The sequence below is a fragment of the Rhizobium sp. 05N49 genome (assembly GCF_056396805.1).
Map to the genome: position 1 here is coordinate 81711 of NZ_JBFTME010000006.1, position 26843 is coordinate 108553.

A 26843-nucleotide genomic window follows, 5' to 3' on the forward strand; every position below is an offset into this window, starting at 1 on the left:
GGAACACCCGCGGCTTCGGAACGCGCCAGGAGAACACCGTCACGAAAGCCAGCTGCCTTACTGCACTTTCGAATATAGTCATATTACCGCGTTCCGGTTGAGTCCACCAGAATGAAAAATGATTGGTAAAAGCCTGGGAGTTCCACAAGCTTCGCACAAGTTTCATTGCGCAGCTAACGATCTGTGCTCGCCTTGAAGGCAAAAAGGGCTTATCTTTCGCCGCCCTTGCCCTTGAGTCTGTTGTTGAGCAGTCTCAGCATCCGATTCTGAAAATTGACCGCCTCGACGCGATCGAATCGGGCCTGCAACTTATCGTGCTCCTCTATCCCGCGAGCCGATGCATCCGAGACGAGTTCCTGCATGGCTTCGCAGTTGCGCTGCGAAGGAAGCGCCTTGAGTTCGCGTTCCATGACGCGCGCCTGGGTGCGGGCTATCTCGGCATGGCGTTCCTCGTGGCGCCGGATATCGCTCGACAGGGCATCCCAGATCATCGACAGCTCGCGGCTGGCACCCTTGCGGTTGTTCCAGCGCGGCATGATGATCTGTGTATGGACGGTGACCTTGACGTTGCCGACGCGGCAACGGCCACTTTCCTGAATATAGGTCGCCTCGCCACCGAAACGGATTTTGGTGGCGCCGGGGTGGCGGGCGGAGGAGCCGTTCGCCGTCGGGCCGCGACGGCTCAGCTCGTCGTCCAGTTGGTCTGCCGTCTTCCCCTTGATATTGAAATAGGAATAGCTTTTCGTCGCAACGACTTCGGCTGCCGCGGGGCCGCAGAGGAAAAGGGCAATCACTGCAAAGGCGATGGGAAGGCGTATATAACGCAACGCAAGCGGCATTCTGAACTGAACCTGTGTTGAAGTTTGGCGGAGCTTGGGGCATAGCCACCACAAGCGCAATATCGGATAGCGGCCTTTTTTCGATAAAGCATGTCGCGCAAAACTGCGCGGCAGTCTTGCGATAACGACATACGTAAAACAAAGGCTTAAAGTGTGGCAAGCGGATCTGGATGATCGCAGACACGCTTTAGCGACGGGATTAGGCTTGTGAAACAGCTCGACAGCAGATTCTGGCGTGTGGCCCATGACCGCGAGATCGAGCTCGGCAAGCGCTCGGTGATCATGGCGATCGTCAACGTGACACCGGATTCCTTCTCTGACGGCGGGCGCTACGACACGGTCGACAGGGCTGTCGCATATGCGCTCCAGGCAGTTGCAGACGGCGCTGACATTCTCGATATCGGTGGTGAGTCGACGCGGCCGGACGCGGCCTCCGTCAGCCTGGCGGAGGAACAGGCGCGGGTACTGCCCGTTATCGAAGCGCTCAAAGGACGCACGCAAGTCCTGATTTCCATCGATACCTATCGCGCGGAGACGGCGCGGCGAGCCATCAGTGCCGGCGCCCATATCGTCAACGATGTCTTCGGCCTGCAGAGGGAGCCCGAAATCGCCGCGCTGTCGGCTGAAACCGGGGCAGGGCTCTGCATCATGCATACCGGTCGCGACCGGCAGAAGCTTGCCGATATCATCGAAGACCAGGTCTTCTTTCTCGAGCGCTCGCTCGAGATCGCTTCTGCCGCCGGCGTCCTGCGCGACCGGATCGTGCTCGATCCAGGCTTTGGTTTTGCCAAGGAGACGCCGGACGAAAACCTGGAGCTGATGGCGCGTTTCGAAGAGTTGCACCGCTTCGGCCTGCCACTTCTCGCCGGCACGTCGCGCAAACGGTTCCTCGGCGCCGTCACCGGCCGGGAGCCAGCGGAGCGCGATGCGGCAACGGCAGCGACGAGCGCGCTGTTGCGCATTCAAGGCGCGGCTGTTTTCCGCGTACACAATGTCGCAATCAACAGGGATGCGCTTGCCGTAGCCGATGCTATGCTGGCTGCCCGGAACGATATTTCCAAAGCGTGTCACGATCCATCAGATCCGCATGCCGCACTTTGAATCTCTGTTTTTTCACATGTCGTTACCGCAAAATCGATAGAGAATTTTGCGCGACATGTCTTAGGGGGAGGCCGTCATGAGTACCTATACGATCCTGATGCAGAATTGCGCCTTCTTCGCCCGGCATGGCGTCCATGCCGAAGAGGAATTCCTCGGCCAGCGTTTCTTCGTGGATGCAGAACTGGAAGTGGAAGCTGGCAGCGCGCTGGAAAACGATTCCATCGACGAGACGGTGCATTACGGTACCGCCTTCACCATCATCGAGGAGATCGTCGTTGGCCAGCGGCGCTACCTGATCGAAGCGCTGGCGTTCGATATCGCCAAGGGCCTCTGCAAGAAATTCCCGCAGATCATCAGGGCCAAGATCACGGTGCGCAAGCCGAATGCGCCGATCCCCGGCGTGCTCGATTTCGTGCAGGTGACCGTTGAGCACCGTGCCCGATAATCCATTCCGCCTCGCAACGCTCGGTCTCGGTGGCAATATCGGCGACCCGGTCAAGTCGATGGCGTCGGCGCTTGCGGTGCTGGACGCCCATCCGGACTGCCGCGTGGCCGCCGTCTCGCGGCTTTATCGCACGCCGCCCTGGGGCAAGACCGATCAATCCTATTTCTTCAATTCCTGCGCGGCGGTAGAAACGCGGCTTGCACCGGAAGCGCTGCTCGATCTCTGCCTGTCGATCGAACGGGAGATGAAGCGCGAACGCATCGAGCGCTGGGGGCCGCGCACGCTCGATATCGACGTGTTGACTTATGAAGGTATCGAGCAGGATGCGCCGCGGCTGGAACTGCCGCATCCGCGCATGACGGAGCGAGGCTTCGTGCTGATGCCGCTCGCGGATATCGCGCCCGGACTCGTGGTCAGGGGCAGGGCGGTTTCCGACTGGTTGGCCGGCGCCGACATCGCGGGTATCGAGATCGCAGACGAGAGCCGCGAGTGGTGGCACAAGACTTAATACCAGCAACAGACGAGAGCCGAACACTCACAGACCCCTGTCATGCATTCCGAAGCAGTGAACGGCAAACGGCGGCTTAGAGACTGGTGAGGAATGCGTCCGTTTCGGTGATCTCCACCTGCACCGAGAAGCGGCCGCCCAGCAGTTCGAGCGTGGCGTCATGCGTTTCATCGGCGCTGCTGCAGACGGCATCCTTCAACAGGACGACGCGGTACCCGAGATCGATTGCGCCAAGTGCTGCAGCAAGCACACAGATATCGGTTTCGCCGCCGGTGATGACGATGGCCCCGACCTTTTCCTGCGCAAGCGTTTCGTGGAGCCGGCCGTCGACCCAGGGAGAGTAGGTTCGCTTGTTGAAGAAGCGGGCAGGCGGCGAGAAAGACTTCAGTTCGGCAACGATGTCCACGAGTTCCGGCAGCAAGTGCTCACCCGTCATCATTGGCCATTTCTCGTAGTAATTCCTCCACATGCCCGGCATGGCATCGGCACTCGGCGGAGGAACGAAGCGCGTGAAAATCGTTCGCTCCGCATACCGTGCCGAGAGTTCAACAATCTGCGGCGACACCGTCGCCATCCATGGCACATGCCAAGCTGTCCGTTCCGCGAACATCCTCTGCATATCGATGCAGAGATGGATCCAGTTTTCGCGCATCGAACCTGTAGCTTCGAGCATTCATGGCGAATTGATGCTGGGCAGGAAATCCTCGACCTGCTTGCGGTCGGCTGCTGAAAGCGGCTGCACCTGCTCCTGCCAGAAGCGTTCAGCCTCCGGGGGATCTTTCTCCCACTGGCGCACAGTGGTGATGTTGTCGTCGATCTTGGAGCGGCGGTGTCCGCCAAGGCGCAGATATTCCCTGGCGAGCTTCAGGCTCCTTGTTTCCGTATCCGTGTGGGTCGCGTTCATGTCCTTCGTCTCCATAGCTGGGCAGGAGCAAGCCTGCCGTTTACGAAGAACGGCGCGTGGCGGGAAATGATCCGGTACCATCACGAAATATTAAAATGGGGAACGTGGCGGCGCCCGAGCGGTTGACCTAACGAGACGGCAGTCGGGCCGCTCTCGCAGACAACTACCAAAAGGAGAATTGATCATGGCAAACCAAGGCGGTTCACACGAACAGCACGTCAAGGCAGGTCAGCAGAGCCACAAGAATACCGGCTCGCAGCTGCAGGCTTCGTCGCGCGACAATCAATCCAGTTCGCGTACCCGCGGCGGCACGCATGAACAGCATGTGAAGGCCGGTCAGCAGAGCCACAAAAACACAAACTAAAACCTGACCGATACAGAAAGGAGCCCGCAGAAGCGGGCTTTTTTCATGTCTACTTTTGAGCGGAGCTCAGTGTCCGCCCACTGGAGTATCACTCATTCGGCTTTGCCCGGATAGTGGTTCTGCTTGAGCAGTTTCGCCAGATGAACCGTATTGCGCGCCAGCATGTCGACTGCCGTCGTGACCGTTTCAGGTACCTGCTTGAGATCGACGAAATTGGTGCTGCCCATGGCTTCGCCCACCCAGTAGGCCACAGCATTGGCCGGTATGGTGAAGCCGACATCGTTCAACGCCTGATAGAGTTCGGCCGAGACGTGATGGGCGCCATCCTCATTGCCGACAACGGCCACCGCCGCCACGCGGCCATAGGAGACCATACGGCCCTGATCGTCCGTTTCTTCAAGGAAGGCATCCATACGCTCCAAAGCGCGCTTGGCAACGCTGGAGGGTTGTCCCAACCAGACCGGCGTGCCGAAAACGAGGATGTCGGCATCGAGAATCATCCGTCGAATATCGGGCCAGGCATCGCCAGGTCCCTCGTCGGACGTCACACCAGGAAGGATATTATGGTCAGCAAGGCGGATCGTTTCCGTCTCCACGTTCTGTTTGCGCATTGCTTCGCCGATGAGGGCGAGCATGCGGTCAGTGGAGGAGGGCTCACCGCTGCTGGATTTCAGCGTGGCATTCAGGGCGAAAGCTTTCAGGGGCACGATCGATCTCCGGATTGTTCGTCCGCACACAACCCGACCAAATGCTCATGGTTCCCCACGCCCAAAAAGCAAAAGCGGCGGAAACCCGCCGCTTCAGGAAAATCCGATCCGAATGAATTGCTTACTGGATCGAGCCGACAGCCATTTCATCCACCTGGCGGGTCAGTGTCAGGCCGATGACCGGGATCATCTGGCTTTCGACCTTGACCGAAACGGTGACATTCATGGTCTTGTCGTCCCGCACACGGGCAATCATCGCGCCGTTCAGCTTGGAACGATTGATGCCGACGACGACGGTATCTGCGGTAACGGCGCCGGAAACAACGTCGAGGCCCTTGCCCTCGGCGCCATCCAGGAACTTGCCCTTGTACGTGGAACCGGACTGGGAAATGACGGCCGTCATCGGCTGCTTGAAGACACCGACGCGGCAGGTGCCGTCGAGCTTGATGCCGGCCGCGGAATCATCAGCCGGCGAGCCGACGAGATTGCAGGTGAATTTCGTGCCCTTGTACTTGCCGGCAACGATTTCGCCCGGTCCCTTCCAGGTGCCGGCGATAGATTCGAAGAAGGCTTTGTCGCGGGTTGCGGCAGTGGCGTTGGAAGCGACGTCTGCCACCGGAGACAATGCCGCGGCGGCCAGGCCGCATACAAAAAGAAACTTGCGCGAGTACATGGATTTTCCTTGGCAAACACCACTCGGGAACTGGTCCGAAGTTTTGCCGAAAAATGGTTAATCCTTTCTTTCCGAGGCGCCAAAATGCGTGGAAATACAGGGCTTTCGCTAGGCAATGTTTCTGAGGCGGCGCGTGTAGCGCATTGAATCCGCTGGAATTTTCTGCAGCTTTGATAAGAAGGCCGGAATGTGTCGCAATCCGGCTTTTTCTTAAGGATTGCCGTTTCGCGTCGTCATCGACGGCGTCAAATCACCGATAAAGTCACCGATTCCCGGCCGCTTCAGCGCCCTGAAAGTCAGCGGGCGGCAGAGATCCATGGCGGCAATGCCGATGCGCGCCGTCATCAACCCGTTGATCACGCCTTCGCCGAGTCGCGCCGAGAGCTTCGAGGCAAGCCCATGGCCCAGCACTTGCTGCACGAGGCTGTCGCCRACGGCAATCGAACCGGTTACGGCAAGATGGGCAAGCACGTCGCGCATCAATCTCAGCATGCCAAGCGTGCCGGGGCGACCACCGTACAGTTCGGCCATGGCGCGGATCAGGCGGGCGGCCTCATAGAGCACATAGAGCAGATCGACGATGGCGCGTGGGCTGACGGCCGTGACGACAGAGACACGCTTGGAGGAATTGACGATCAGCGCGCGCGCCCGGCGGTCAAGGGGGCCAAGGAGTTCGCGCTCGGCAAGCGCAATCAGATGCGGAGCATCGATGACGTCGCCTTCGGTTTCCTTCAGCGTGGCGCGGCCCTTGGCAGTTTCCGGCTTCTTATCGAGCAGGCTCGTCAGGCGGGCAACGACGGCACGAGCCTTGGCAGGACGAGTTTCGAGGATCGCGGCGTCTGCCTCGGCCTTGATGGTCTGCACCGCGGCAAGCCGCATCATGCCCGCCGTCTCCCTGACGACGACGGCGATAACGGCGAGAATGCCGATCGCGAGGACGGCAAGCGCCGTGTAACCCAGCCAGTCGGCACGGCTGAAGAGGTCGCGGATCAGCTGGTCGGTCCAGAGGCCGAAGGCAAGCGACAGGAGGATGCCGAAGGCGCCTGCGGCGATGCCAGCAAAGGAGGTGCGGCGCTTGCGCGAAGTCGCGACCGGCAGCGGGCTCAGATCCTGTTCCGGATTGAGGAAGGGATCCTCCTCATCCGGCGTCAGCACCACCTCGCCGGAGAAGCTTGCCGGCTTGCGGCGTTCCGCGCGCGGGGATTCGGGTGCTGCATTTTCCTCCTCATAGGTGAAGGCGGCAGGGGCGCGACGCGGCGGATTGGGCTGGTCGATCGGCGGCTTGCTCATGCGAGGCGGTCTCCGAACAGGAACTGCATGGCGCGGTCAAGACGGATATGCGGCACGGAAAGCTTGATGCCGCCGCCGGTTTCCTCAAGCTGCGGAGGACGGAAGCGCACCACGTTGACATCGGGCAGCTCGACCGTGCTATCGCCGGCTTCGATGCGTTCGAACAGCGATTGAGGATCTTCCGGCAAGTCGCCTGGGAAGATCGCCGTCTTGCGCTCACCGTCGAAGATCTCACCGGCGATCTTTTCACCAGCCATAGGCGTGCCGACGATGACGGGCAGGTCGTGGCCGTCGCGCCGCACCGTGGCTTCGCGCGTGGCGCGCACGGAGGCGAGCGCCATGACATCGATGCCGGCGCCGGCCATACCGATGCGATCGATGGCGCGATCGACGAGACGGCGCGTGAGGCGGTCCAGCCGGTCGTGGCTCTCGTGGTGCAGGTGGTCGGCCTTGGTGGCGGCCACCAGAACGCGGTCGATGCGCCGGCCGAGCAGCGATGACAGGATGGAATTGGTGCCGGGGCGGAAACAGGCCAGCACATCGGTCAGGGCGCGTTCCAGATCCTGCACGGCTTCCGGACCGCGGTTCATCGCCTGGAGAGCGTCGACCAAAACGATCTGCCGGTCGAGCCTGGCGAAATGCTCACGGAAGAAGGGTTTGACGACCACGGACTTGTAGGCCTCGTATCGGCGCTCCATCATCGCCCAGAGCGAGCCGTGCTTCGGCCGGCCTTCAGGCGGCAGGGCAAGCGGGGCGAAGGTCAGGGCAGGCGAGCCGTCGAGATCGCCGGGCAGCAGGAAGCGGCCGGGAGGAAGGGTGGAGAGAGAACGCTCGTCCGCCTTGCAGGCCTTCAGATAGTCGGCAAAGCTCACTGCGAGGTCGCGGGCGACCATTTCGTCAGCGGGAGCATTGATGTCCGTCGCTCTCGTCAGACCCAGCCAGGCGCTCGACAGCTCGGCGCGGATGCCGGTTGCGGCAAGGGCGATGGTTTCCTCGCTGAACGTTCGGAAATCCTTGCCGAGCAGTGGCAGGTCGAGCAGCCATTCACCGGGATAGTCGACGATATCGATGGAAAGCCGGCCGGGGGAAAACATGCGCGTCCAGGAACTGGCGCTCTGATAATCGAGCGTGATGCGCAGCTCCGAGATCGCGCGGGTGGAATCCGGCCAGATGCGCTCCTTTACCAGCGCGCGGATATGATCCTCATACTGGAAGCGCGGCACGGCATCATCCGGCTGAGGCTCCAGGCGCACCGCCGAAACGCGGCCGGACTGCACCGCTTCGAAGAGCGGCAGGCGGCCGCCATGCAGGAGATTATGGACCAGCGAGGAAATGAAGACGGTCTTGCCGGAGCGGGAAAGGCCGGTGACACCGAGCCGGATGGTCGGATTGACGAGACCGCTGGCGCGGTCCGCAAGATTATCCAACGCGATCAGCGCGTCGTCGGCAAAGGATGTCAGGCGTGGCGGCAAATCGGAATCCCTGGTGGCACTGCCTGCAATATAGGGAGGGGCCGCGGCCCGAAAAAGAAGCGGCGCGAAAGCTCAGTCGACGACGAAATCGACGAGACGCCATGCCGAAGTCGTAGCGACATAGTCGATGACAGCGAGACCGGCTGTCGGGAAACCTTTCGGCACAGAGGCTGCCATAGCCTTTTGGCCGATCAGCGCCAATAAGGCTTGCTCCATGGTCGGGTTGTGACCGACGAGCATGACGCTTCCCACATCCTGCGCGTCGATAATTTCGAGATAGGTGTCGACGGAGGCGTTATAGAGCGTGTCGACAAAGAGCATGTCGAGCGTTTCGCCCATGGCTCGATGCACGGCCTCGGCGGTGTCGCGGCAACGAAGCGCGGTCGAGCTGATCAGGACATCAGGACGGTAGCCCTTGTCGGCTGCGCGGTCGGCAACAATCTCGGCATCGCCGAAACCCTTCTCGTTCAGCGGGCGGTCGAAATCGCGCTGTCCGGGCTCGGCCCAAGCGGCTTCGGCGTGACGCAGGAGGTAGATCCGGTGGGGTGGAGGCAGGAGGGCGGCCATGGGCAAATCCAGCTTCGAACGGAGCCTTTTCAGTAGCGGTTGCACTCCCGCAACGTCAACTGCCAGCCGGCCTTCAATAGTGCGAAACGCCATGCTCAACACGGCATGTTGAAGGCGAAGCAAAAATCGCGGTTCGGAATAATGATGAGAAAATAGACTGTTAGCTCAAATTTGTGACAGATTTAAAAATCTGTTTACGTGTCTTATTTGGCTTGAATCGCGGATAGCCCTTGGGATATACACCCCGCCAGATGAGATGTTCTTCAGGAGAATCGCGTTGAGTGAGAAGATCGATCTTAGCAATTATGTTCCCTCGGAAGACGAGGAGTTCATGAATACGAACCAGCGCGCTTATTTCAGAGCCAAGCTGGTTGCCTGGAAAAACGATATCCTTAGAGAAGCGCGTGAAACGCTCGACCATCTGGCCGAGGAGAGCGCAAACCACCCCGATCTTGCAGACCGTGCATCCTCAGAAACCGACCGGGCGATCGAACTTCGCGCCCGCGACCGTCAGAGAAAGCTGATCTCCAAGATCGACGCAGCCCTGCAGCGCATCGAAGACGGTACTTACGGTTACTGCGAGGAAACCGGCGAGCCGATCGGTCTCAAGCGTCTCGACGCCCGCCCGATCGCCACGTTGTCGATCGAAGCCCAGGAACGCCACGAGCGTCGCGAAAAGGTTTACCGGGACGAATAATCGCTCCCGACCGGAATTGAAAAAGGCACCGCGGGACGATCGCGGTGCCTTTTTGTTTTACCGGTTTGCTCCAGGCGATCCGACCCCGGACTACTTGTCGCGATTGACGCTCATTTCGCCGAAGATGCGGGCAACTTCCTTCTGAAGGGCAGCATCCGCACCTGTCATTGGGGCCATTTCAGGATCGCGGCGCGGCATCGAGCCGGGCTGAGGGGAACCTGGYTGCGGGGCAGGGCGCGCCTGCTGCGCATTGGGTACGGGAACGACGCGCTCGGCGGCCGGATTGGCCGAGATTTCCTCATCAAGGATGCGCTGGAAATCCCGGCGGATGGCAGCCGATTGCAGACCGCCATCTTCCGTGGCGACCGGGGCACCGCGCGAGACGGCGGGAATGCTCTGGGCCGGCGGGGTGGATACTTCCGGTTCGATACGCTGCTGCGGCAGCACGCGCTGACGGGCCGCATCGAGGATATCGGCAGCGTTGGCGGTATCGGGCACCGGTTGCGGAGCTGGGCGTTCGGGCTGGCGCGACTGAGGCTGCGACATGCGCTGCGGGATATCGCGCTCGGCACTCAGCGGCGGAGCAGAAACCTGTGGCGCGGAAGCCTGCTGCCCAGACATCGGGGGAGCCACGGCTGGAGCAACCGGGAGCTCGGAGCGCTGACGGATAGGCTCGGCCGGCGGTGCGATGACCGGGACGATGACCGCAGCCGGTGCCGGGCTATAGGGTTCGAGATCGGGTTCGGCGCTTGCAGCCACAGGCGGTGCGACGGGAGCGGCGACCGGCCCCGGCTGCGGAGCCGGCGGCGGCTCGCGGCGCGGCTGGACGACCTCGCGCTCCGGAGCGAGCGAACGCTCCTCGACCGGCTGCGGGCGGAAATCACTTCCGGTTTCGGCTTCGGTTTCCGGCAGGATGYGGCTTTCGATGACGATATCGGTCGGACCGCCGATCATGACGAGATGTTCGACATTGTCGCGACGCACGAGCACCAGGCGACGGCGGGCATCGACGGCGGCGGCATCGAGCACCTGCAAACGCGGCTGGCGGTTGCGCCCGCCACGAACGAAGGGCGAGGGCGCGCGGTTGCGCAGGAACCACAGAACCAGGATGAGCAGGATGAGGGCAATACCGACGCCGCCAGCGGCAAGCAGGAAGCGGCTACCGTAAGCTCCTACAACATCATCGAACATAGGCACTCACTCCATTTCGCATTATGGCACAACAGACGACTTTTCCGCTCCTTAGGCAAGAGCCGCCGGGTCTGTCCAGTCACCGGCGAAGGTGATTTCGTGTTGTGCAGTTATTTGGCCGGCGAGCTCTCGCCGTTACACCAGCGGGCTTGCAAGAAAACTGGCGCGTTTGCCTGTGAATTCAAGCAGTCTGACGAAACCTGCTGTTTTTGCGGGCGCAGCAAGTTGATAAGAAGGAAAGAGTGCCTGATTCCTGTTTCGCAGCGATGTTAGCGAGCGCGGCAGGAGGGGCTTTGCGAGGAATAGATGACGAAATCGCGTCAGGTCGACGACTATAACGCGCCGCTTGTGGATCGTGGGGGGCGTTCTGGCACGGCGATACGCATCATTCTGCTGGCGATCGTGCTGATTGCGGCGGCGGCAGCCTTCGTCTTCTTCAAAGATTCGCTCGGCAACGAGCTGGTACTCGGCTGTCTCGGCGTTCTCGCCATGGTCGGCATCTTCTTCCTCGTTTCCTCCGTTATCGGCTTCATCGAGGTCATGCCGCAGCGCCAGTCCGACAGCCTGGCGCGCGCTTTCCTGAACAGCCATCCGGACGGTTCGCTGATCACAGACGAGAAGGGCCGCATCGTCTATGCCAACGCCGCCTACGGGGCGCTGACGGGCGCACGCAAGGCAACAGAGGTGCAGACGCTGGAAACGCTGCTGTCGCGCCACCGCGAATCGAATGAGGCGCTCTACCGCCTCGTGAACGGCTTGCGTGAAGGCCGGGAGGGGCGCGAGGAATTCCGCCTGCTGCGCGCAGTCGGACCAGGAAGCAGCGCTGGCGCACATTGGTATCGTCTCAAGGCCCGTCTGCTGCAGCCTGACGATGGCGACGGCAAGCCGCTGCAGATCTGGCAGATCACCGATATCACCGCCGAGCGCGAGGACCAGGAGCGCTTCTTCAAGGAGCTGCAGAACGCGATCGACTATCTCGACCACGCTCCGTCAGGCTTCTTTTCCGCCGGGCGCAAGGGCGAAATCTTCTATCTCAATGCGACGCTTGCCGAATGGCTGGGGCTCGACCTCACCAAGTTCATGCCGGGCTCAATGAATATCGGCGATCTCGTCGCCGGCGAGGGGCTGGCGCTGATCCAGTCCGTGCAGGCCGAACCGGGTCTGAAGAAGACCGTCACGCTCGATCTCGACCTGCGCAAATCGAACGGCCAGAGCCTGCCGGTGCAGATCATCCACCGCGTCACTTCCATGCGCGACGGGGCGCCGGGCGAAAGCCGCACCATCGTGCTCACGCGCGACAAGGATGGCGAGAACGGGCAATCGGCCTCGGCAGCCGCCATGCGCTTCACCCGCTTCTTCAACAATACGCCGATGGCGATTGCCTCCGTCGACGGCAAGGGCAAGATCCTGCGCACCAATGCGCCTTTCCTGAAGCTGTTCTCCAATATCGTCTCGCGTGACGATCTGGAGCGCGGCGCGCTGATGGAAACGATCGTGCAGGAGAGCGACCGGCCGCAGCTTGCCGCAGCGCTTGCCGCCGCCAAGGACCGGCAGGGCGATATCGCCCCGATCGATTCCCGCACGCCGACCGATGATGCACGCTTCTTCCGCTTCTACGTGAATGCCGTGATCGACCAGAGCGACGAGGCGCCCGAGGAGGCGGCCATCGTCTATGCGGTGGAAGTGACCGAGCAGAAGGCGCTCGAAGCGCAGATGGCGCAGACGCAGAAGATGAATGCAGTCGGCACGCTCGCCGGCGGTATCGCGCATGACTTCAACAATGTGCTGACCGCGATCCTGCTATCCTCCGACCATCTGCTGTTGCAGGCGCGGCCGGCCGATGCAAGCTTTGCCGATCTCATGGAGATCAAACGCAACGCCAACCGTGCGGCCGTTCTCGTGCGCCAGCTGCTCGCCTTCTCGCGCAAGCAGACGATGCGGCCGACGGTGCTCAACCTCACCGATGTCGTCGGCGATCTTCGCATGCTGGTCGACCGGCTGATTTCTGGCACGAACGTCAAGCTCGACGTCGAATATGGCCGCGATCTCTGGCCGGTCAAAACCGATCTTTCGCAGTTCGAGCAGGTGCTGATCAATCTCAGTGTCAATGCGCGCGATGCGATGCCGAAGGGCGGCACGCTGACGCTGCGCACGCGTAATCTGCCGGCCGCCGAAGTCGCGGCCTTCAACTACTCCTACATGCCGCATGAGGACATGGTGCTGGTGGAAGTGACCGATACCGGCACCGGTATTGCGCCCGAGATCATGGACAAGATCTTCGAGCCTTTCTTCACGACGAAAGAAGTGGGCAAGGGTACCGGTCTCGGCCTCGCCATGGTCTACGGTATCGTCAAGCAGTCCGGCGGCTATATCCAGCCGGAATCGGAAGTCGGCAAGGGCACCACCTTCCGTATCTTCCTGCCGCGCCATATCGTCGAACCGGCCGTTGCCGCCGAGGCGGAGGCAGCCGATCAGGCAGTTGCGGCAGGTGGCGCGAACGTCGTGGAACTGGTGCAGCCGAAGCAGCCTGAAGACCTGACGGGCTCCGCCGTGATCCTGCTCGTCGAGGACGAGGAAGCGGTGCGGCGCGGCGGCAAGCGCATGCTGGAGACGCGTGGCTACACGGTCCACGAGGCCGGCTCCGGCRTCGAGGCCCTCGAGATCATGGAGGAGCTCGAAGGCAAGGTGGATATCGTCGTCTCCGACGTGGTGATGCCCGAGATGGACGGACCATCGCTGCTGCGCGAGCTGCGCAAGAACTATCCGGATCTGAAGTTCATTTTCGTATCCGGTTACGCCGAGGATGCGTTCGCCCGCAACCTGCCGCCGGAAGCCAAGTTCGGCTTCCTGCCGAAGCCATTCTCGCTGAAGCAACTGGCTGTGGCGGTGAAAGAGACGCTGGATAGCTGATACGAAAAAGGGGCGCTGGAGCGCCCCTTAAATTTCTCAGTAATATTGGCGGGGGGAACCCCGGGGACGATCGGTTATTCGCCGAGTGCGACGGCAATCTCTGCCGCTAGCCGCGCATTGTTCTCCACGAGCGCGATATTCGTCTTCAGGCTCTGGCCATCCGTCAGGTCGAAGATTGTGCTCAGCAGGTAAGGCGTCACCGCCTTTCCGGTGATTTCGTCACGCTCGGCGCTGTCGAGGGCGCGCTCGATATAGATTTCCATTTCCTCACGGGCAATTTCGTCGGCTTCCGGCACCGGGTTGGCAATCAGCATGCCGCCGTCGATACCAAGCTGTTCGCGCGTCGTCTGGAAATTGGCGATCGCTGCCGGGCTGTTCAGAGTCAGCGGGCTGCGGATGCCTGAGGAGCGCGACCAGAAGGCCGGGAATTCATCGCTTTCATAGGTGACGACGGGCACGCCGCGGGTCTCCAGCACTTCCAGCGTCTTCGGAATATCGAGGATCGCCTTGGCGCCGGCACAGACGACGATGACGCCGGTGCGGGCCAGTTCTTCCAGGTCGGCGGAGATGTCAAAGGTTTCTTCGGCACCGCGATGCACGCCGCCGATGCCGCCGGTCGCGAAGACCTTGATGCCGGCGCGTGCCGCGGCAATCATCGTGGCAGCGACAGTCGTTGCACCGGTGCGGCGCTCGGCGATCGCGAAGGCGATATCGGCGCGCGATACTTTCATCACGTCCTTGGCCTTGGCGAGCTGTTCCAGTTCGGCGGCCTCCAGGCCGATATGCAGCGTGCCGTGGATCACGGCGATGGTGGCAGGCACGGCACCCTGGTCGCGGATGATCGCTTCGACGCTGCGCGCCATTTCGATATTGCCGGGGTAGGGCATGCCGTGGGTGATGATAGTCGATTCGAGCGCCACGATCGGTGCGCCGCGCTGCTTGGCGGCGGCCACTTCCTTCGAATAGGAAATCGGCAGCAGGGGCGAGATTGGTTTGGTCATGATCCGTATCCGTTTATCGATGTTGCCGCTTCATTGCAGAATTCTGGCCGCCGGGACAAGCGAAAGCATGTCGCGGAGAAGATCGGGCGCGAGATTTTCGTTCACCGCATGCCGCGATTGAACGGTGAGTGCCGCCGCCGCAGCGCCGTGACGAACGGCCTCTTCGAGCGGATGGCCGCGCATCAGCGCAGACAAAGTGCCTGCTGCGAGCGAATCTCCCGCACCGGTGACATCGGCCACATTGTCAGAAATCGGCGGCTGCAGGAGAAGTGCGCGACCGTTCTTGAAGGCGACAAGCTCGCGCTGGCCGCGGGTGACGACCGCGCCGCCGATGCCGATGTCACCGAGCAGCGACGGCCAGCCGGCAGCGTCGTCCGGCCGCTTGCCGGTGAGGGCTGCAGCCTCGGCCTCATTCATGAAGAGATAGTCGATGCCTCCGAGGCAGGGCAGGAGACGCACGACCTTGGCCGGTGAAATGGCAATTGCCGCGACCGGCTTGCCGAGCGCCTTGGCCCTTGCAACGATCGCGGCTGCCGTTTCCTCCGGCAGGTTGGCATCGAAGAGGATGAAATCGGTGGCAGCGAAAGCATCGCGCACCCAGCGGATCGACAGGCGGCGCGGCACGAAGAAGCGGTAGAGTTCCATGTCGGCGAGCGCGATGACGAGATTGCCGTCCTTCTCAATGATCGCCGTATAGCTCGGCGTCTTGCGGTCGAGGAAGACGAAAGGACGGTCGTTGATGCCGGCAAAGTCGGCCGCCTCGCTCACCATCTCGCCGATCGGATCGCCGCCGCGCGGGGAGATCATCGTCACGTCGAAGCCGAGACGGGCAAGATTGCGGGCCGCGTTGAAGCCGCCGCCGCCCGGTTCCTCGAACCATGAGCCGGGGTTGCTGGCCCCCGGTGCCGTCTCACCGGCGATACGGCCGCGACGATCGATATGGGCGCCGCCGAGGACAAGAATCTTGCCGCTCATTTCTGCACCTCGAAAGCGAATCGAATGCGGCGCAAAGCGGCAGGATTCAGTGCCTGCGGGACATTAAGCCGTTGCTTTGCATCGATAAAACAAAAATAGAACACAGGCCGTTTTACCTTTTTCTTTCAATTATTTGCAACCCCATTGCGAAATAAGAACAAATCAGGTACAAACTTCGCATCAGCGGCGACATTGCTAGAGCAGCGTCAATAACCTAAAGGTGGATCGAATGTCTCAGAATTCATTGCGGCTCGTAGAGGACAAATCGGTGGACAAAAGCAAGGCGCTCGAAGCGGCACTCTCACAGATCGAGCGGTCGTTCGGCAAGGGCTCGATCATGAAACTCGGCTCGAACGAGAACATCGTCGAGATCGAAACGGTTTCCACAGGTTCGCTCAGCCTCGATATCGCCCTCGGCATCGGCGGTCTGCCGAAGGGTCGCATCATCGAGATCTACGGTCCGGAAAGCTCTGGTAAGACGACGCTCGCGCTGCAGACGATTGCCGAAGCGCAGAAGAAGGGCGGCATCTGCGCCTTCGTCGATGCCGAACATGCACTCGATCCGGTCTATGCCCGCAAGCTCGGCGTCGACCTGCAGAACCTCCTGATCTCGCAGCCCGACACCGGCGAACAGGCGCTCGAAATCACCGATACGCTGGTGCGCTCCGGCGCGATCGACGTTCTCGTCGTCGACTCTGTGGCAGCGCTGACGCCGCGCGCCGAAATCGAAGGCGAAATGGGCGACAACCTGCCGGGCATGCAGGCCCGCCTGATGAGCCAGGCGCTGCGCAAGCTGACGGCTTCGATCTCCAAGTCGAATACGATGGTGATCTTCATCAACCAGATTCGCATGAAGATCGGCGTCATGTTCGGTTCGCCGGAAACGACGACAGGCGGTAACGCGCTGAAGTTCTATGCCTCCGTCCGCCTCGACATCCGCCGTATCGGCCAGGTCAAGGAACGCGAAGAGGTCATCGGCAACCAGACGCGCGTCAAGGTCGTCAAGAACAAGATGGCGCCTCCCTTCAAGCAGGTCGAATTCGACATCATGTATGGCGAGGGCGTTTCCAAGACCGGCGAACTGATCGACCTCGGCGTCAAGGCCGGCATCGTCGAGAAGTCGGGCGCCTGGTTCTCCTACAACAGCCAGCGTCTCGGCCAGGGCCGCGAAAACGCCAAGATCTTCCTGCGCGACAATCCGGATCTCGCCCGCGAGATCGAAACGGCGCTGCGCCAGAATGCCGGCCTGATCGCCGACCGCTTCCTGCAGAATGGCGGCCCGGATGCCGGCGATGATGCTGGCGATGGCGACATGTAATCCAGCCTAGCACATAACGAATTCGAACCGGCCGCATTCCCTCACGAGAATGCGGCCGGTTTTGTTTGTTGCTGGACAGTGGCAAGGTCGGACGATRAAAGCCGATGGATTTAATTTTACCTGCCTGCTGGCAGCATCGAAGGGCATGAAATGAGCGGTGTAAACGATATCCGGTCGACCTTCCTCGACTACTTCAAGAAGAACGGCCACGAGATCGTTCCATCGAGCCCGCTCGTGCCGCGCAATGACCCGACGCTGATGTTCACCAATGCCGGCATGGTGCAGTTCAAGAATGTCTTCACCGGTCTCGAAAAGCGTCCCTATTCGACGGCGACGACCTCGCAGAAATGCGTGCGCGCCGGCGGCAAGCATAACGACCTCGACAATGTCGGCTACACTGCCCGCCACCTGACCTTCTTCGAAATGCTCGGCAACTTCTCCTTCGGCGATTATTTCAAGGAGAATGCGATCGAGCTTGCGTGGAAGCTGGTCACCGAGGGCTTCGACCTGCCGAAGAACCGGCTGTTGGTCACTGTCTATTCCGAGGACGAGGAAGCTGCGACGCTCTGGAAGAAGATCGCCGGTTTCTCCGACGACAAGATCATCCGCATCCCGACCTCTGACAATTTCTGGCAGATGGGCGATACCGGTCCTTGCGGTCCGTGCTCGGAAATCTTCATCGACCAGGGCGAGAATGTCTGGGGCGGCCCTCCCGGTTCGCCGGAAGAGGATGGCGACCGGTTCCTGGAATTCTGGAACCTCGTCTTCATGCAGTTCGAACAGACCGAGCCCGGCGTTCGCAACCCGCTGCCGCGCCCGTCGATTGATACCGGCATGGGCCTGGAGCGCATGGCTGCCGTGCTGCAGGGCGTCCAGAGCGTCTTCGACACAGACCTGTTCCGCACGCTGACCGGCACGATCGAAGATGCCGTCGGCGTCAAGGCCGAGGGCAGCGCCAGCCACCGCGTCATCGCCGACCACCTGCGTTCGTCCGCCTTCCTGATCGCCGACGGCGTGCTGCCGTCGAATGAAGGCCGCGGCTACGTGCTGCGCCGTATCATGCGCCGCGCCATGCGCCATGCCCAGCTTCTCGGCGCCAAGGAGCCACTGATGTACCGGCTGCTGCCGACGCTGGTGCAGGAGATGGGCCGCGCCTATCCGGAACTTGTGCGCGCCGAGGCGCTGATCTCCGAGACGCTGAAGCTTGAGGAAAACCGTTTCCGCAAGACGCTGGAGCGCGGCCTGTCGCTTCTCTCGGATGCGACGGCCGATCTCTCCAAGGGCGATATGCTGGACGGTGAGACCGCCTTCAAGCTCTATGACACCTACGGCTTCCCGCTCGACCTGACGCAGGACGCGCTGCGCGCCCGCGAAATCGGCGTCGACATCTCGGGCTTCACCGATGCGATGGAGCGCCAGAAGGCCGAGGCACGTTCGCACTGGGCAGGTTCCGGCGAGAAGGCGACCGAAACCGTCTGGTTCGAACTCAAGGAAAAGCACGGCGCGACCGAATTCCTCGGTTACGACACCGAGACGGCCGAAGGTGTGGTGCAAGCGATCGTCAAGGACGGTGCCGTCGCGAATGAAGCCAAGACCGGCGACAAGGTGCAGATCGTCGTCAACCAGACACCGTTCTACGGCGAGTCCGGCGGTCAGATGGGCGATACCGGCGTGATCTCTTCCGACCACGGCAAGATCGAGATTTCGGATACGCAGAAGAAGGGCGAGGGCCTGTTCGTGCATCTGGGCACCGTGATCGAAGGCGTGGTCAAGGCCGGCGAGCCTGTCGCGCTGACGGTCGATCACGCCCGCCGCTCGCGCCTGCGCGCCAACCACTCGGCAACCCATCTCCTGCATGAGGCGCTGCGCGAAGTGCTCGGCACCCACGTTGCCCAGAAGGGTTCGCTGGTCGCGCCCGAGCGCCTGCGCTTCGACGTTTCGCATCCGAAGCCGATGACGGCAGAAGAACTCAAAGTCGTCGAAGAGATGGCCAATCAGATCGTGCTGCAAAATGCTCCGGTCACGACCCGCCTGATGAGCGTCGACGATGCCATTGCAGAAGGCGCCATGGCGCTCTTCGGCGAAAAATACGGCGATGAAGTGCGTGTCGTGTCGATGGGTACGGGTCTGCATGGCGCCAAAGCCAACAGGCCTTATTCGGTCGAACTCTGTGGCGGCACGCATGTGTCGGCAACCGGCCAGATCGGTCTCGTGCGCATCCTTGGCGAAAGCGCCGTCGGCGCGGGCGTTCGCCGTATCGAAGCCGTAACCGGTGAATCGGCCCGCGAATATCTCGCCGAACAGGACGAGCGCGTTAAGACGCTGGCCGCGTCGCTGAAGGTGCAGCCGTCAGAAGTGCTGTCGCGCGTCGAAGCGCTGATGGATGAGCGCCGCAAGCTCGAAAAGGAACTGGCGGATGCCAAGCGCAAGCTCGCCATGGGCGGCGGGCAGGGCGGTTCTTCCGATGCCGTGCGCGAGGTCGCCGGCGTCAAGTTCCTCGGCAAGGCCGTGACCGGCGTCGATCCGAAGGACCTCAAGGGGCTTGCCGATGACGGCAAGGCGAGCATCGGCTCCGGCGTCGTGACGCTGATCGGCGTTTCCGACGATGGCAAGGCCAGTGCCGTCGTGGCCGTGACGCCCGATCTCGTCGGCCGTTTCAGCGCTGTCGATCTGGTGCGCGTCGCTTCTGCTGCTCTCGGCGGCAAGGGCGGCGGCGGCCGTCCCGACATGGCGCAGGCCGGCGGCCCAGATGGTGCCAAGGCTGACGAGGCGCTTGAGGCCGTTGCGGCCGCACTCGCAGGCTGAGCATTCGCCTGACGACAGGTCAAAATCAAACCGGCTGCGAGATCATCGATTTCGCAGCCGGTTTTGTTTTCGGCACGCCCTGCGGTCAGTTTCTCGTCTGCAATGCGAGGCGGCAGGCGAGGCCGGTGAATACGCCAGCCAGGATATATTGCGGCAGCTTCGGGAAGCGGCGCATCGAGCCCAGACGCGAGCGGATCTGACTGCCGAGCAGGATGACTGCGCCGTTGACGACAAGGCCGATACCGTTCAGCACGCTGGCGAGCACCAGCATCTGCACGCCCATCGAACCGCCCTCGGCATTCACGAATTGCGGAAAGAGCGCGATGACGAAGAGCGCCATTTTCGGATTGAGCAGATTGGTCGCAAGACCGGCAAAGAAGATGCGCCGTCCCGATAGCCGCCTCAGCGTCGAGGCCGGCACAAAGGTGGTGCTTTCGGAACGGATCGTCTTGTAGGCGAGATAAAGCAGATAGAGGCAACCGGCCCAACGCACGGCCTCGTAGGCAACGGGCACGGCCACGAGGAGCTGCGAAAGCCCGAAAGCTGCGGCAAGCGCGTGGCAATAGGTGCCGAGAGCAATACCGGCATAGGTTAGAAATCCGGCTGTGCGTCCCTGGCTGATACTGCGCGAGGCAATCAGCAGCATATCGGGACCGGGCGTCGCAGTGAGCACCAACGCTGCGGCGGCAAAGAGTATCAATGTAGAAAAGTCCGGCATCAGTCTTCCTCTTGGGTTCGAGCCGGAATTCCGGTCTACGCAGGATTCGCTCCCAGCACCAGGCTTTTCCGAAAGTATGAATCGATTTTCGGAAAAGCCTGGCGCGTAGATTCAAAGAGTTAGAGCGTCCTTTGTGCGTCCGAATGGACGCACGGCGCTCTAAGGTTCAAGTCAGCAGGATTTGTCAAATCGGGCTATGCTTTGGTGAGCCGATCGATTTGCAAAGGGTTTGACATGGTGGGTGAAACGGCATGGGCGCTCTACGAGAACCGTCTGAGACGGGTCTCGGCCTATATCCACGATCATCTCGACGAGGATCTGGATATGGAGCGGCTGGCCGAAATCGCGTGCCTGTCGAGCTATCACTGGCACCGGATCTACAGGGCGATTTACGGCGAGACGCTGGCGGCAACCGTCAAGCGGCTGCGGCTGCATCGCGCGGCGGGCGATATCGTCCGTACGGATCTTGATGTCAGCGAGATTGCGAAGCGATCAGGCTATCCCAATCTCCAGTCCTTCAACCGCATCTTCAAATCGGTCTATGGAATGCCGCCGGCACGCTACCGGAAAGAGGGAAGCCACACGCAGTTCCAACCCTCACGCACCGGAAAGGCGCAAGCCATGTTTGATGTCACCCTGAAAACCATCCCGCAGCTCGAGCTCATCGGCGTTCCCCATACCGGCTCCTATATGGAGATCGGCAAGGCCTTCGAGACGCTGTTCGGCACGCTCTATGCCCGTGGGCTCGCAAAGTCGGAGATGCGCATGATCGGCGTCTATCTCGACGATCCCGATCTCGTGCAGCCCGAGAAGCTGCGCTCTGTCGCCTGTGTCGCAGCAGGAGAGGAGACGACCGCCAATGCGCCACTGGAGCGACGCATGGTGGAGGGCGGCGATTATGCCGTGCTGCACCACAAGGGGCCTTACGCCGATATGTACAAGGCCTATCAGTGGCTCTACGCCCAGTGGCTGCCCGCGTCCGGCCGGCAGATCCGGGATCGCGTGATGTTCGAGGAATATCTCAACAATCCGCGCGAAGTCGCGCCGACCGAATTGCGGACGGATATCTACATGCCGCTGGCGTAAACGGCTCTTTTCTGTACGCATTCCGGACGCAAAACCGCTACGCACTTTTGCTGGAATTGCTTCAGGCCGCCTGCATCGCCTTTGCCGCTTCTTCATCCAGCGCCGTTGCCCGCTTATAGGCATCGCGTTCGGAAAGCCGGCCGAAATAATCGACGAACGCCTGGCGCTTTTCGATGCTGCCGAAGGCAAGACCCCAGCCGATATGCGAACCGACATAAACATCGGCAGCGGTATAGCGCTTGCCGGCAATATAGGGGGAGGCGGCCGAAACCGCCTTTTCCAGCGTGCCCATGACATCACCGAACGAGCCGCAACCTGCCATGCGCAGCCGCTCCTGCGGAATTTCGAAGCCGAGCGCCTTCAAGGTGACGGACGCTTCCAATGGCCCGGCGGCGAAGAACATCCAGCGGTAGTAATCGGCTCGCTCATCCGCCTGCGGGCCCAACCCTGCCTGCGGAAACGTGTCCGCAAGATACGCACAGATTGCCGCGCATTCCGTCACGATCGTCTTCCCATGACGGATCGCCGGCACCTTGCCCATCGGGTTGACGGACAGATAGTCCGGTTCCTTCATCGTCCCGCCGAAGGTCAGGACTTCGGTATGATATGGTATGCCGGTTTCTTCCAGCATCCACCGCGCTATCCGGCCGCGCGACATCGGATTGGTGTAGAAGGTGATTTCCTCGGTCATCCTGCTTTCCTCTCTCCCAAGCTTCTTTCGTAGCGCTGGCGCGGGAGATTTCAACCCTTGGAGAAGGCGGCGCCTTCACTGCCGCGCGGGAAATGACCTCTGTCGCCGGCGCTGCGTCAGGGCCGGCGGTCCGGCCGGGAAGGGATCGCCAGCGCTGATTGTAGTGCAGGGTCTGCGTCTCGAGCAAAGCAAGATCAAGGTAAAAGACAATCATATCCTGGCCCTCGCGGCGCGCGAGAAGCCTTAGAAGCTGCAGGAATTCGGGGACAAAACTCTTCTTGGCCATCAGAACCTCCATGCCTAGGCGAGTTTCTGAATAGGCTTTGCAACTTACGCGAGGCTTGCCTTTGAAAGGCGTTGCTAATTTAGTATCCATGAGCACCGAGCCGGCAACAAAAAACCCGGCACAATGGCCGGGTTTTTCGATCTCTATCCTGACAGGGCTCAGGCCATTGCAGCCTGCAGGTTCTGGTCGATCTTGTCGAGGAAAGCCGTCGTGGAGAGCCACGGCTGATCCGGGCCGATGAGCAGCGCCAGGTCCTTGGTCATGAAGCCGGCTTCGACGGTATCGACGCAGACCTTTTCCAGCGTCGAGGCGAACTTTGCGAGTTCGGCATTGTCGTCCAGCTTGGCGCGGTGTGCGAGACCACGGGTCCAGGCGAAGATCGAAGCGATCGAGTTCGTCGAGGTTTCCTGGCCCTTCTGGTGCTGACGGTAGTGGCGGGTGACCGTGCCGTGAGCGGCTTCGGCTTCAACCGTCTTGCCATCAGGCGTCAAGAGAACCGAGGTCATCAGGCCGAGCGAACCGAAGCCCTGGGCAACGGTGTCGGACTGGACGTCGCCATCGTAGTTCTTGCAGGCCCAGACATAGCCGCCGGACCACTTCAGAGCGGAAGCGACCATGTCGTCGATCAGGCGGTGTTCGTAGGTGATGCCGGCTTCCTTGAACTGATCCTTGAATTCGGTCTCGAAGACTTCTTCGAAGATGTCCTTGAAGCGGCCGTCATAGGCCTTGAGGATGGTGTTCTTGGTCGACAGGTAGACCGGCCACTTGCGCATCAGGCCATACATCATCGAGGCGCGGGCGAATTCGCGGATCGACTCGTCGAGGTTGTACATGGCCATGGCAACGCCGGCGCCCGGCGCGTTGAAGACTTCCTTCTCGATGACCGTGCCGTCTTCGCCGACGAACTTGATGGTCAGCTTGCCCTTGCCGGGGAACTTGAAGTCGGTGGCGCGGTACTGGTCACCGAAAGCGTGACGGCCGACGACGATCGGCTGCGTCCAGCCCGGGACGAGGCGGGGAACGTTGCGGCAGATGATCGGCTCGCGGAAGATGACGCCGCCGAGGATGTTGCGGATCGTGCCGTTCGGGCTCTTCCACATTTCCTTGAGGTTGAATTCCTTCACGCGGGCTTCGTCCGGCGTGATGGTCGCGCACTTGATGCCGACGCCGTACTTCTTGATGGCGTTGGCGGCATCGACCGTGACCTGGTCGTTGGTGGCGTCGCGGTTTTCAACCGAGAGGTCGAAATAGTCGATGTCGAGGTCGAGATACGGATGGATCAGCTTGTCCTTGATGAGCTGCCAAATGATGCGAGTCATTTCATCGCCGTCGAGATCGGCGACGGGATTGGCGACCTTGATCTTCTTCATGTATCTGCCTCGTAAGCTAGGAAAGGGACAGCTGTCCCGGGTGGGTGATGTGGGTCCGGAGCGCTATAGCATTGTGAGCCGGGAACGCAAAGCAGAACGGGCAGGGACGTAGCGTTTTTGCCGCCATTGCCAAGTGCTGGAAAATGGCTAGTCTCGCCGGCAGAAGCCCCCCCGAGTCCCGGACATTTTGCCATGAAGAAGATCGCCGTTCTGTTCGCCGGCCTCGTTGCCGCCCTGTCTTTTGCACCCGGCCTTTCACTTGCGGCCGATGCGACTGGGCCGGTCAAGGAGATCATAAAGGACACGCAGAAAAACTGGGCGGGCGAGAACAGCGACTGGATCGATATTTTCGACGAAGGCACGCTCGGCCGGCTCTACAGCAAGGATTTCGGCGACAAATACAAGGCGGCAGCCCAAAATCCTGCGGCCGACGAGGACGGCATTTCGCCCTTCGACTATGACGTCATCGTCAACGGTCAGGATGCCTGTCCGCTGCAGGATCTCTCCATCGAAAGCGGCCAGCCGGCAAACGGCACGACCGAAGTGACGGTGAAATTCAAGGCGGCGACCTGCATGGAAGGCGCACCCAACAAGGATGCCTTCACGACCGTGCGTTTCGAGGTAATCGAGGAGAGCGGCAAGGCCGTCATCGACGACATCATGATCCAGGGCGAAGAGGGGCAGGGACCGATCTCGCTCAAGGAGGCCATGGTGCAGATCGCTAATGGCGAATGACTGCCAAAGAAGTCACCGTCTGGCGACTCCGGAGAACACGACGACTAATGACTCTTGGCATCATCATTTTGGTGTGATTTGATTTTTGCCGAGGCGGCGGTATCTCGCTCTCGGGTTCGCCACATCCCGCGCGCATGAGGACTGGCAAGGGTGATTTCCGGCTTTGAGTTCCGAGACTGGCTGCTTGCCAATGACCCGGCGCTGTCGCGCCTGCGTATGGGGTCACGAGTCACTCTGTCGATCCTGCTCTCCTTCGCGATCCTGCTTTCGATACACATGCTCATCGTGCCGTTGCCGATCGCGTCCTATGGTCTCGGCATCGTGCTGTCGATCGAAGGCGGAGTCGCGGTACGCGACAAGGGCTCGGCGAGCCAGCTCGTCACCAGGCTGCTCGGCTGTCTTGCAAGCCTTGTCGTCGTCGGTATCGCGGCGGCGCTGGAGTCGCAACGCGTTCTCTCGGATTTCATCTTCCTCGTGGTGATCTTCCTCGCATCATCCGCGCGCGTCTACGGTCCTCGTGGCTTTGCGATCGGGATGTTTGCCTTCACTTCCTATTTCATGGGCTCCTACTTCCACCCGACGATCGCTGAATTGCCCGTCGTCCTGGTCGGCCCTGTTGTCTCGGCGCTCGTCAGCCATTGGGTGAGGGCGGTGCTTCTGCCCGACAACTGGCGGCGCGACCTGCTGCGATCGCTCGAGAGCGTGCGGGGCCGCATCAACCAGATCCTCTTCAAGCTCGCTGCCCTTGCTGCTGATGGGAAAGTCGATGAGACCGACCGGCAGGAACTGCGCCAGCTGGAGGACCGGCTGAAGGAAGTCGTGCTGATGGCCGAGAGCTTCATTCCGCGCCCGCCGGGCGGTGTTTTCGATGGCGCTTCCGCACCGGCCGCTGAACTGGCGATCCGGCTATTCGATGCGCATCTGGCGACCGAAAGCGCCATCGTGCTGAGCTATCAAAGCCCGCCATCCTTTGTGCTCGTCCATGCGGTGATCGAGGATGACAAGGCAGTGCTCTCGGCCCAGGAGAAGGCGGTCGCCGATATGGAAGGCCAGCCGCAGGGCGAGACGGCGCGGGCGTTGCTCTGGTTGGGTGCCGCACGCCGGCAGCTTGCGGAGACGATCGATGCCGGGCGCAGGTCCGACTTTGCCGAGATTGCCTCGATTGAGGAGGCCAGCCCATCAACGCCGATCGATTTTTCGCTGAAGAACCCGCTGATGCGCTCGGCCCTGCAGATCACGCTCGCGGCGGCGATCGCCATGACGCTTGGGTTGGCGCTCTCACGCGAACGCTGGTTCTGGGCGGTGCTGGCGTCCTTCCTCGTTTTCAGCAATACCAATTCGCGCGGCGATACTGCTATCAAGGCGCTGCAGCGCTCAATCGGTACATTGTTCGGCATCGCCTTCGGCCTGGTGCTGGCGACATTGCTGACGCACCAGCTGGCCATCGCCATCGCGGTTTCAATCGTCTGCGTCTTCCTTGCCTTCTATTTCCTGCAGATTTCCTATGCGACGATGACCTTCTTCATCTCGATCGTTCTCTGCCTGGTCTATGGCATGATGGGTGTCCTCACCTTCGATCTCCTCAAGTTGCGACTGGAGGAGACGCTGATCGGCGCGGTGGCGGGAACGCTCGTCGCCTTCCTCGTCCTGCCGGCACGCACGCGCGGGACACTCGATACGGCGGTCGCCAAGTGGTTCAACGCCCTGAAGGAGCTGCTCCTGGCCGTATCGGAAAAGAAGAGCCAGCCGGAGCTCATCGTCATCTCGCAGAAGGTCGATGCCTGCTACCGCGACATCACGCTTTCGGCGCGCCCGCTCGGCTCCACCTGGTCCATTGTCACCAGGCCGGGACAAATTCGCCAGACGCTGGCGATTTTCCTCTCCGTTACCTATTGGTCGCGCATTCTGGCCCGCAATAACGCCGCCGATGCCGTCGACGAGGATCTCAAGGGACGGATCACCGCAGAGATCGGACTTCTGGACAGATTTACGCCGCGCGGCTCGGAGTGTTTCCTCGTCACCCGCAAGCAGATGCGGCACGTCAGCCGTCACCTGCCACTGTGGCAGGAAGGGGCGCGACTCGCCGTCGAAATGATCGGCTCGACCATCGAACGGCTCTATCCGACAGAGACGCAGGACTTGCCGTTTGCGGCCGGCAAAGCTATTGCGCCCGTAAAACAGGAATAGGAA

Annotated in this window: 24 protein-coding genes and 1 pseudogene; 11 read left to right on the top strand and 14 right to left on the bottom strand. The window is 61.2% G+C overall.

Annotation, left to right across the window (positions count from 1 at the left end; all coding sequences use genetic code 11):
* Positions 1–209 precede the first annotated feature (209 nt).
* Positions 210–839 carry a DUF922 domain-containing Zn-dependent protease gene (locus AC1DF8_RS13985; protein ID WP_183879237.1) on the bottom strand — a complete coding sequence of 210 codons (630 nt, stop codon included), beginning with the start codon at positions 837–839 and terminating at the stop codon, positions 210–212.
* Positions 840–1046: 207 nt separating this feature from the next.
* On the opposite strand from AC1DF8_RS13985, the gene folP reads away from it, so the two are divergent.
* From folP to folK, 3 genes are all read left to right on the top strand, one after another.
* On the top strand, positions 1047–1940 hold the full coding sequence (gene folP / locus AC1DF8_RS13990) for a dihydropteroate synthase (RefSeq protein ID WP_478153953.1): 894 nt from the start codon (positions 1047–1049) through the stop codon (positions 1938–1940).
* A 76-nt stretch (positions 1941–2016) separates the two neighbouring features.
* On the top strand, positions 2017–2385 hold the full coding sequence (folB, locus tag AC1DF8_RS13995) for a dihydroneopterin aldolase (RefSeq protein ID WP_112547776.1): 369 nt from the start codon (positions 2017–2019) through the stop codon (positions 2383–2385).
* On the top strand, positions 2366–2893 hold the full coding sequence (gene folK, locus AC1DF8_RS14000; RefSeq protein ID WP_478153954.1) for a 2-amino-4-hydroxy-6-hydroxymethyldihydropteridine diphosphokinase: 528 nt from the start codon (positions 2366–2368) through the stop codon (positions 2891–2893). Before folB ends, folK begins: the two co-directional genes overlap by 20 nt.
* Positions 2894–2969: 76 nt before the next feature.
* Here the strand turns inward: folK and AC1DF8_RS14005 are convergent, their stop codons facing one another.
* Complete coding sequence (locus AC1DF8_RS14005; RefSeq protein WP_478154087.1) at positions 2970–3545, bottom strand: cysteine hydrolase family protein; 576 nt, start codon at positions 3543–3545, stop codon at positions 2970–2972.
* A gap of 21 nt (positions 3546–3566) precedes the next feature.
* Positions 3567–3782: pseudogene (locus AC1DF8_RS14010) on the bottom strand (hypothetical protein); the annotation flags it as partial.
* A 199-nt stretch (positions 3783–3981) separates the two neighbouring features.
* Here AC1DF8_RS14010 and AC1DF8_RS14015 point away from each other — a divergent pair.
* Complete coding sequence (locus tag AC1DF8_RS14015; protein WP_478153955.1) at positions 3982–4161, top strand: hypothetical protein; 180 nt, start codon at positions 3982–3984, stop codon at positions 4159–4161.
* A gap of 92 nt (positions 4162–4253) precedes the next feature.
* On the opposite strand, the gene AC1DF8_RS14020 is transcribed toward AC1DF8_RS14015, so the two are convergent.
* The 5 genes from AC1DF8_RS14020 to AC1DF8_RS14040 all read right to left on the bottom strand — a co-directional run bounded on the left by AC1DF8_RS14020 (position 4254) and on the right by AC1DF8_RS14040 (position 8870).
* Positions 4254–4868 carry a flavodoxin family protein gene (locus AC1DF8_RS14020; RefSeq protein ID WP_478153956.1) on the bottom strand — a complete coding sequence of 205 codons (615 nt, stop codon included), beginning with the start codon at positions 4866–4868 and terminating at the stop codon, positions 4254–4256.
* Positions 4869–4989: 121 nt separating this feature from the next.
* Positions 4990–5541: a hypothetical protein gene (locus AC1DF8_RS14025; protein ID WP_112547773.1), complete on the bottom strand. Its 552-nt coding sequence runs from the start codon at positions 5539–5541 to the stop codon at positions 4990–4992.
* Positions 5542–5751: 210 nt separating this feature from the next.
* On the bottom strand, positions 5752–6831 hold the full coding sequence (locus AC1DF8_RS14030) for a YcjF family protein (protein ID WP_478153957.1): 1080 nt from the start codon (positions 6829–6831) through the stop codon (positions 5752–5754).
* Positions 6828–8303: a YcjX family GTP-binding protein gene (locus tag AC1DF8_RS14035; RefSeq protein WP_478153958.1), complete on the bottom strand. Its 1476-nt coding sequence runs from the start codon at positions 8301–8303 to the stop codon at positions 6828–6830. The genes AC1DF8_RS14030 and AC1DF8_RS14035 overlap by 4 nt, the downstream gene beginning before the upstream one ends.
* Before the next feature lie 72 nt (positions 8304–8375).
* A complete protein-coding gene (locus tag AC1DF8_RS14040) occupies positions 8376–8870 on the bottom strand; it encodes a SixA phosphatase family protein (protein WP_183846010.1) in 495 nt (164 codons plus the stop codon).
* Positions 8871–9147: 277 nt separating this feature from the next.
* Between AC1DF8_RS14040 and dksA the strand changes: the two genes are divergently transcribed.
* Entirely contained in the window at positions 9148–9567 is a 420-nt protein-coding gene (dksA, locus tag AC1DF8_RS14045) for an RNA polymerase-binding protein DksA (protein ID WP_007826301.1), read from the top strand.
* Positions 9568–9657: 90 nt separating this feature from the next.
* Here the strand turns inward: dksA and AC1DF8_RS14050 are convergent, their stop codons facing one another.
* The gene (locus AC1DF8_RS14050) at positions 9658–10758 is read right to left on the bottom strand and encodes a flagellar biosynthetic protein FliO (RefSeq protein WP_478153959.1); all 1101 of its coding nucleotides are present in this window, start codon (positions 10756–10758) and stop codon (positions 9658–9660) included.
* Between the two features lie 306 nt (positions 10759–11064).
* On the opposite strand from AC1DF8_RS14050, the gene cckA reads away from it, so the two are divergent.
* Entirely contained in the window at positions 11065–13668 is a 2604-nt protein-coding gene (gene cckA, locus AC1DF8_RS14055) for a cell cycle histidine kinase CckA (RefSeq protein WP_478153960.1), read from the top strand.
* 74 nt (positions 13669–13742) lie between these two features.
* On the opposite strand, the gene AC1DF8_RS14060 is transcribed toward cckA, so the two are convergent.
* Both AC1DF8_RS14060 and AC1DF8_RS14065 read right to left on the bottom strand, forming a co-directional pair.
* The gene (locus AC1DF8_RS14060; RefSeq protein WP_112547767.1) at positions 13743–14669 is read right to left on the bottom strand and encodes a pseudouridine-5'-phosphate glycosidase; all 927 of its coding nucleotides are present in this window, start codon (positions 14667–14669) and stop codon (positions 13743–13745) included.
* A 30-nt stretch (positions 14670–14699) separates the two neighbouring features.
* Positions 14700–15644 (bottom strand): carbohydrate kinase family protein, encoded by a 945-nt coding sequence (locus AC1DF8_RS14065; protein ID WP_478153961.1) that lies wholly within the window; start codon positions 15642–15644, stop codon positions 14700–14702.
* Between the two features lie 229 nt (positions 15645–15873).
* Between AC1DF8_RS14065 and recA the strand changes: the two genes are divergently transcribed.
* Positions 15874–16962 carry a recombinase RecA gene (gene recA / locus AC1DF8_RS14070; RefSeq protein ID WP_112547765.1) on the top strand — a complete coding sequence of 363 codons (1089 nt, stop codon included), beginning with the start codon at positions 15874–15876 and terminating at the stop codon, positions 16960–16962.
* Between the two features lie 150 nt (positions 16963–17112).
* On the top strand, positions 17113–19767 hold the full coding sequence (alaS, locus tag AC1DF8_RS14075) for an alanine--tRNA ligase (RefSeq protein WP_478153962.1): 2655 nt from the start codon (positions 17113–17115) through the stop codon (positions 19765–19767).
* A gap of 85 nt (positions 19768–19852) precedes the next feature.
* Here the strand turns inward: alaS and AC1DF8_RS14080 are convergent, their stop codons facing one another.
* On the bottom strand, positions 19853–20485 hold the full coding sequence (locus AC1DF8_RS14080; protein WP_478153963.1) for a LysE family translocator: 633 nt from the start codon (positions 20483–20485) through the stop codon (positions 19853–19855).
* A gap of 234 nt (positions 20486–20719) precedes the next feature.
* Between AC1DF8_RS14080 and AC1DF8_RS14085 the strand changes: the two genes are divergently transcribed.
* Positions 20720–21571, top strand: coding sequence for an AraC family transcriptional regulator (locus tag AC1DF8_RS14085; RefSeq protein WP_478153964.1), 852 nt, complete (start codon positions 20720–20722; stop codon positions 21569–21571).
* Between the two features lie 61 nt (positions 21572–21632).
* Here the strand turns inward: AC1DF8_RS14085 and AC1DF8_RS14090 are convergent, their stop codons facing one another.
* Together AC1DF8_RS14090 and AC1DF8_RS14095 are read right to left on the bottom strand one after the other, a co-directional pair.
* Positions 21633–22262, bottom strand: a complete 630-nt coding sequence (locus tag AC1DF8_RS14090; RefSeq protein ID WP_478153965.1) for a glutathione S-transferase family protein — start codon at positions 22260–22262, stop codon at positions 21633–21635.
* A 444-nt stretch (positions 22263–22706) separates the two neighbouring features.
* Positions 22707–23918 carry an NADP-dependent isocitrate dehydrogenase gene (locus AC1DF8_RS14095; RefSeq protein ID WP_037102662.1) on the bottom strand — a complete coding sequence of 404 codons (1212 nt, stop codon included), beginning with the start codon at positions 23916–23918 and terminating at the stop codon, positions 22707–22709.
* A 192-nt stretch (positions 23919–24110) separates the two neighbouring features.
* On the opposite strand from AC1DF8_RS14095, the gene AC1DF8_RS14100 reads away from it, so the two are divergent.
* Together AC1DF8_RS14100 and AC1DF8_RS14105 are read left to right on the top strand one after the other, a co-directional pair.
* A complete protein-coding gene (locus tag AC1DF8_RS14100) occupies positions 24111–24653 on the top strand; it encodes a hypothetical protein (protein ID WP_478153966.1) in 543 nt (180 codons plus the stop codon).
* A 150-nt stretch (positions 24654–24803) separates the two neighbouring features.
* Positions 24804–26840, top strand: a complete 2037-nt coding sequence (locus tag AC1DF8_RS14105) for an FUSC family protein (RefSeq protein WP_478153967.1) — start codon at positions 24804–24806, stop codon at positions 26838–26840.
* Positions 26841–26843 lie beyond the last annotated feature (3 nt).

What these genes read in the sequence shown, in the direction of transcription:
- AC1DF8_RS13985 (WP_183879237.1), bottom strand. Translation starts at nt 839, where the DNA reads ATGCCGCTTGCGTTGCGTTATATACGCCTTCCCATCGCCTTTGCAGTG.
- alaS (WP_478153962.1), top strand. Translation starts at nt 17,113, where the DNA reads ATGAGCGGTGTAAACGATATCCGGTCGACCTTCCTCGACTACTTCAAG.
- AC1DF8_RS14095 (WP_037102662.1), bottom strand. Translation starts at nt 23,918, where the DNA reads ATGAAGAAGATCAAGGTCGCCAATCCCGTCGCCGATCTCGACGGCGAT.
- AC1DF8_RS14060 (WP_112547767.1), bottom strand. Translation starts at nt 14,669, where the DNA reads ATGACCAAACCAATCTCGCCCCTGCTGCCGATTTCCTATTCGAAGGAA.
- AC1DF8_RS14085 (WP_478153964.1), top strand. Translation starts at nt 20,720, where the DNA reads ATGGTGGGTGAAACGGCATGGGCGCTCTACGAGAACCGTCTGAGACGG.
- AC1DF8_RS14015 (WP_478153955.1), top strand. Translation starts at nt 3,982, where the DNA reads ATGGCAAACCAAGGCGGTTCACACGAACAGCACGTCAAGGCAGGTCAG.
- AC1DF8_RS14100 (WP_478153966.1), top strand. Translation starts at nt 24,111, where the DNA reads ATGAAGAAGATCGCCGTTCTGTTCGCCGGCCTCGTTGCCGCCCTGTCT.
- AC1DF8_RS14065 (WP_478153961.1), bottom strand. Translation starts at nt 15,644, where the DNA reads ATGAGCGGCAAGATTCTTGTCCTCGGCGGCGCCCATATCGATCGTCGC.
- AC1DF8_RS14080 (WP_478153963.1), bottom strand. Translation starts at nt 20,485, where the DNA reads ATGCCGGACTTTTCTACATTGATACTCTTTGCCGCCGCAGCGTTGGTG.
- AC1DF8_RS14040 (WP_183846010.1), bottom strand. Translation starts at nt 8,870, where the DNA reads ATGGCCGCCCTCCTGCCTCCACCCCACCGGATCTACCTCCTGCGTCAC.
- folB (WP_112547776.1), top strand. Translation starts at nt 2,017, where the DNA reads ATGAGTACCTATACGATCCTGATGCAGAATTGCGCCTTCTTCGCCCGG.
- AC1DF8_RS14005 (WP_478154087.1), bottom strand. Translation starts at nt 3,545, where the DNA reads ATGCGCGAAAACTGGATCCATCTCTGCATCGATATGCAGAGGATGTTC.
- AC1DF8_RS14090 (WP_478153965.1), bottom strand. Translation starts at nt 22,262, where the DNA reads ATGACCGAGGAAATCACCTTCTACACCAATCCGATGTCGCGCGGCCGG.
- recA (WP_112547765.1), top strand. Translation starts at nt 15,874, where the DNA reads ATGTCTCAGAATTCATTGCGGCTCGTAGAGGACAAATCGGTGGACAAA.
- AC1DF8_RS14025 (WP_112547773.1), bottom strand. Translation starts at nt 5,541, where the DNA reads ATGTACTCGCGCAAGTTTCTTTTTGTATGCGGCCTGGCCGCCGCGGCA.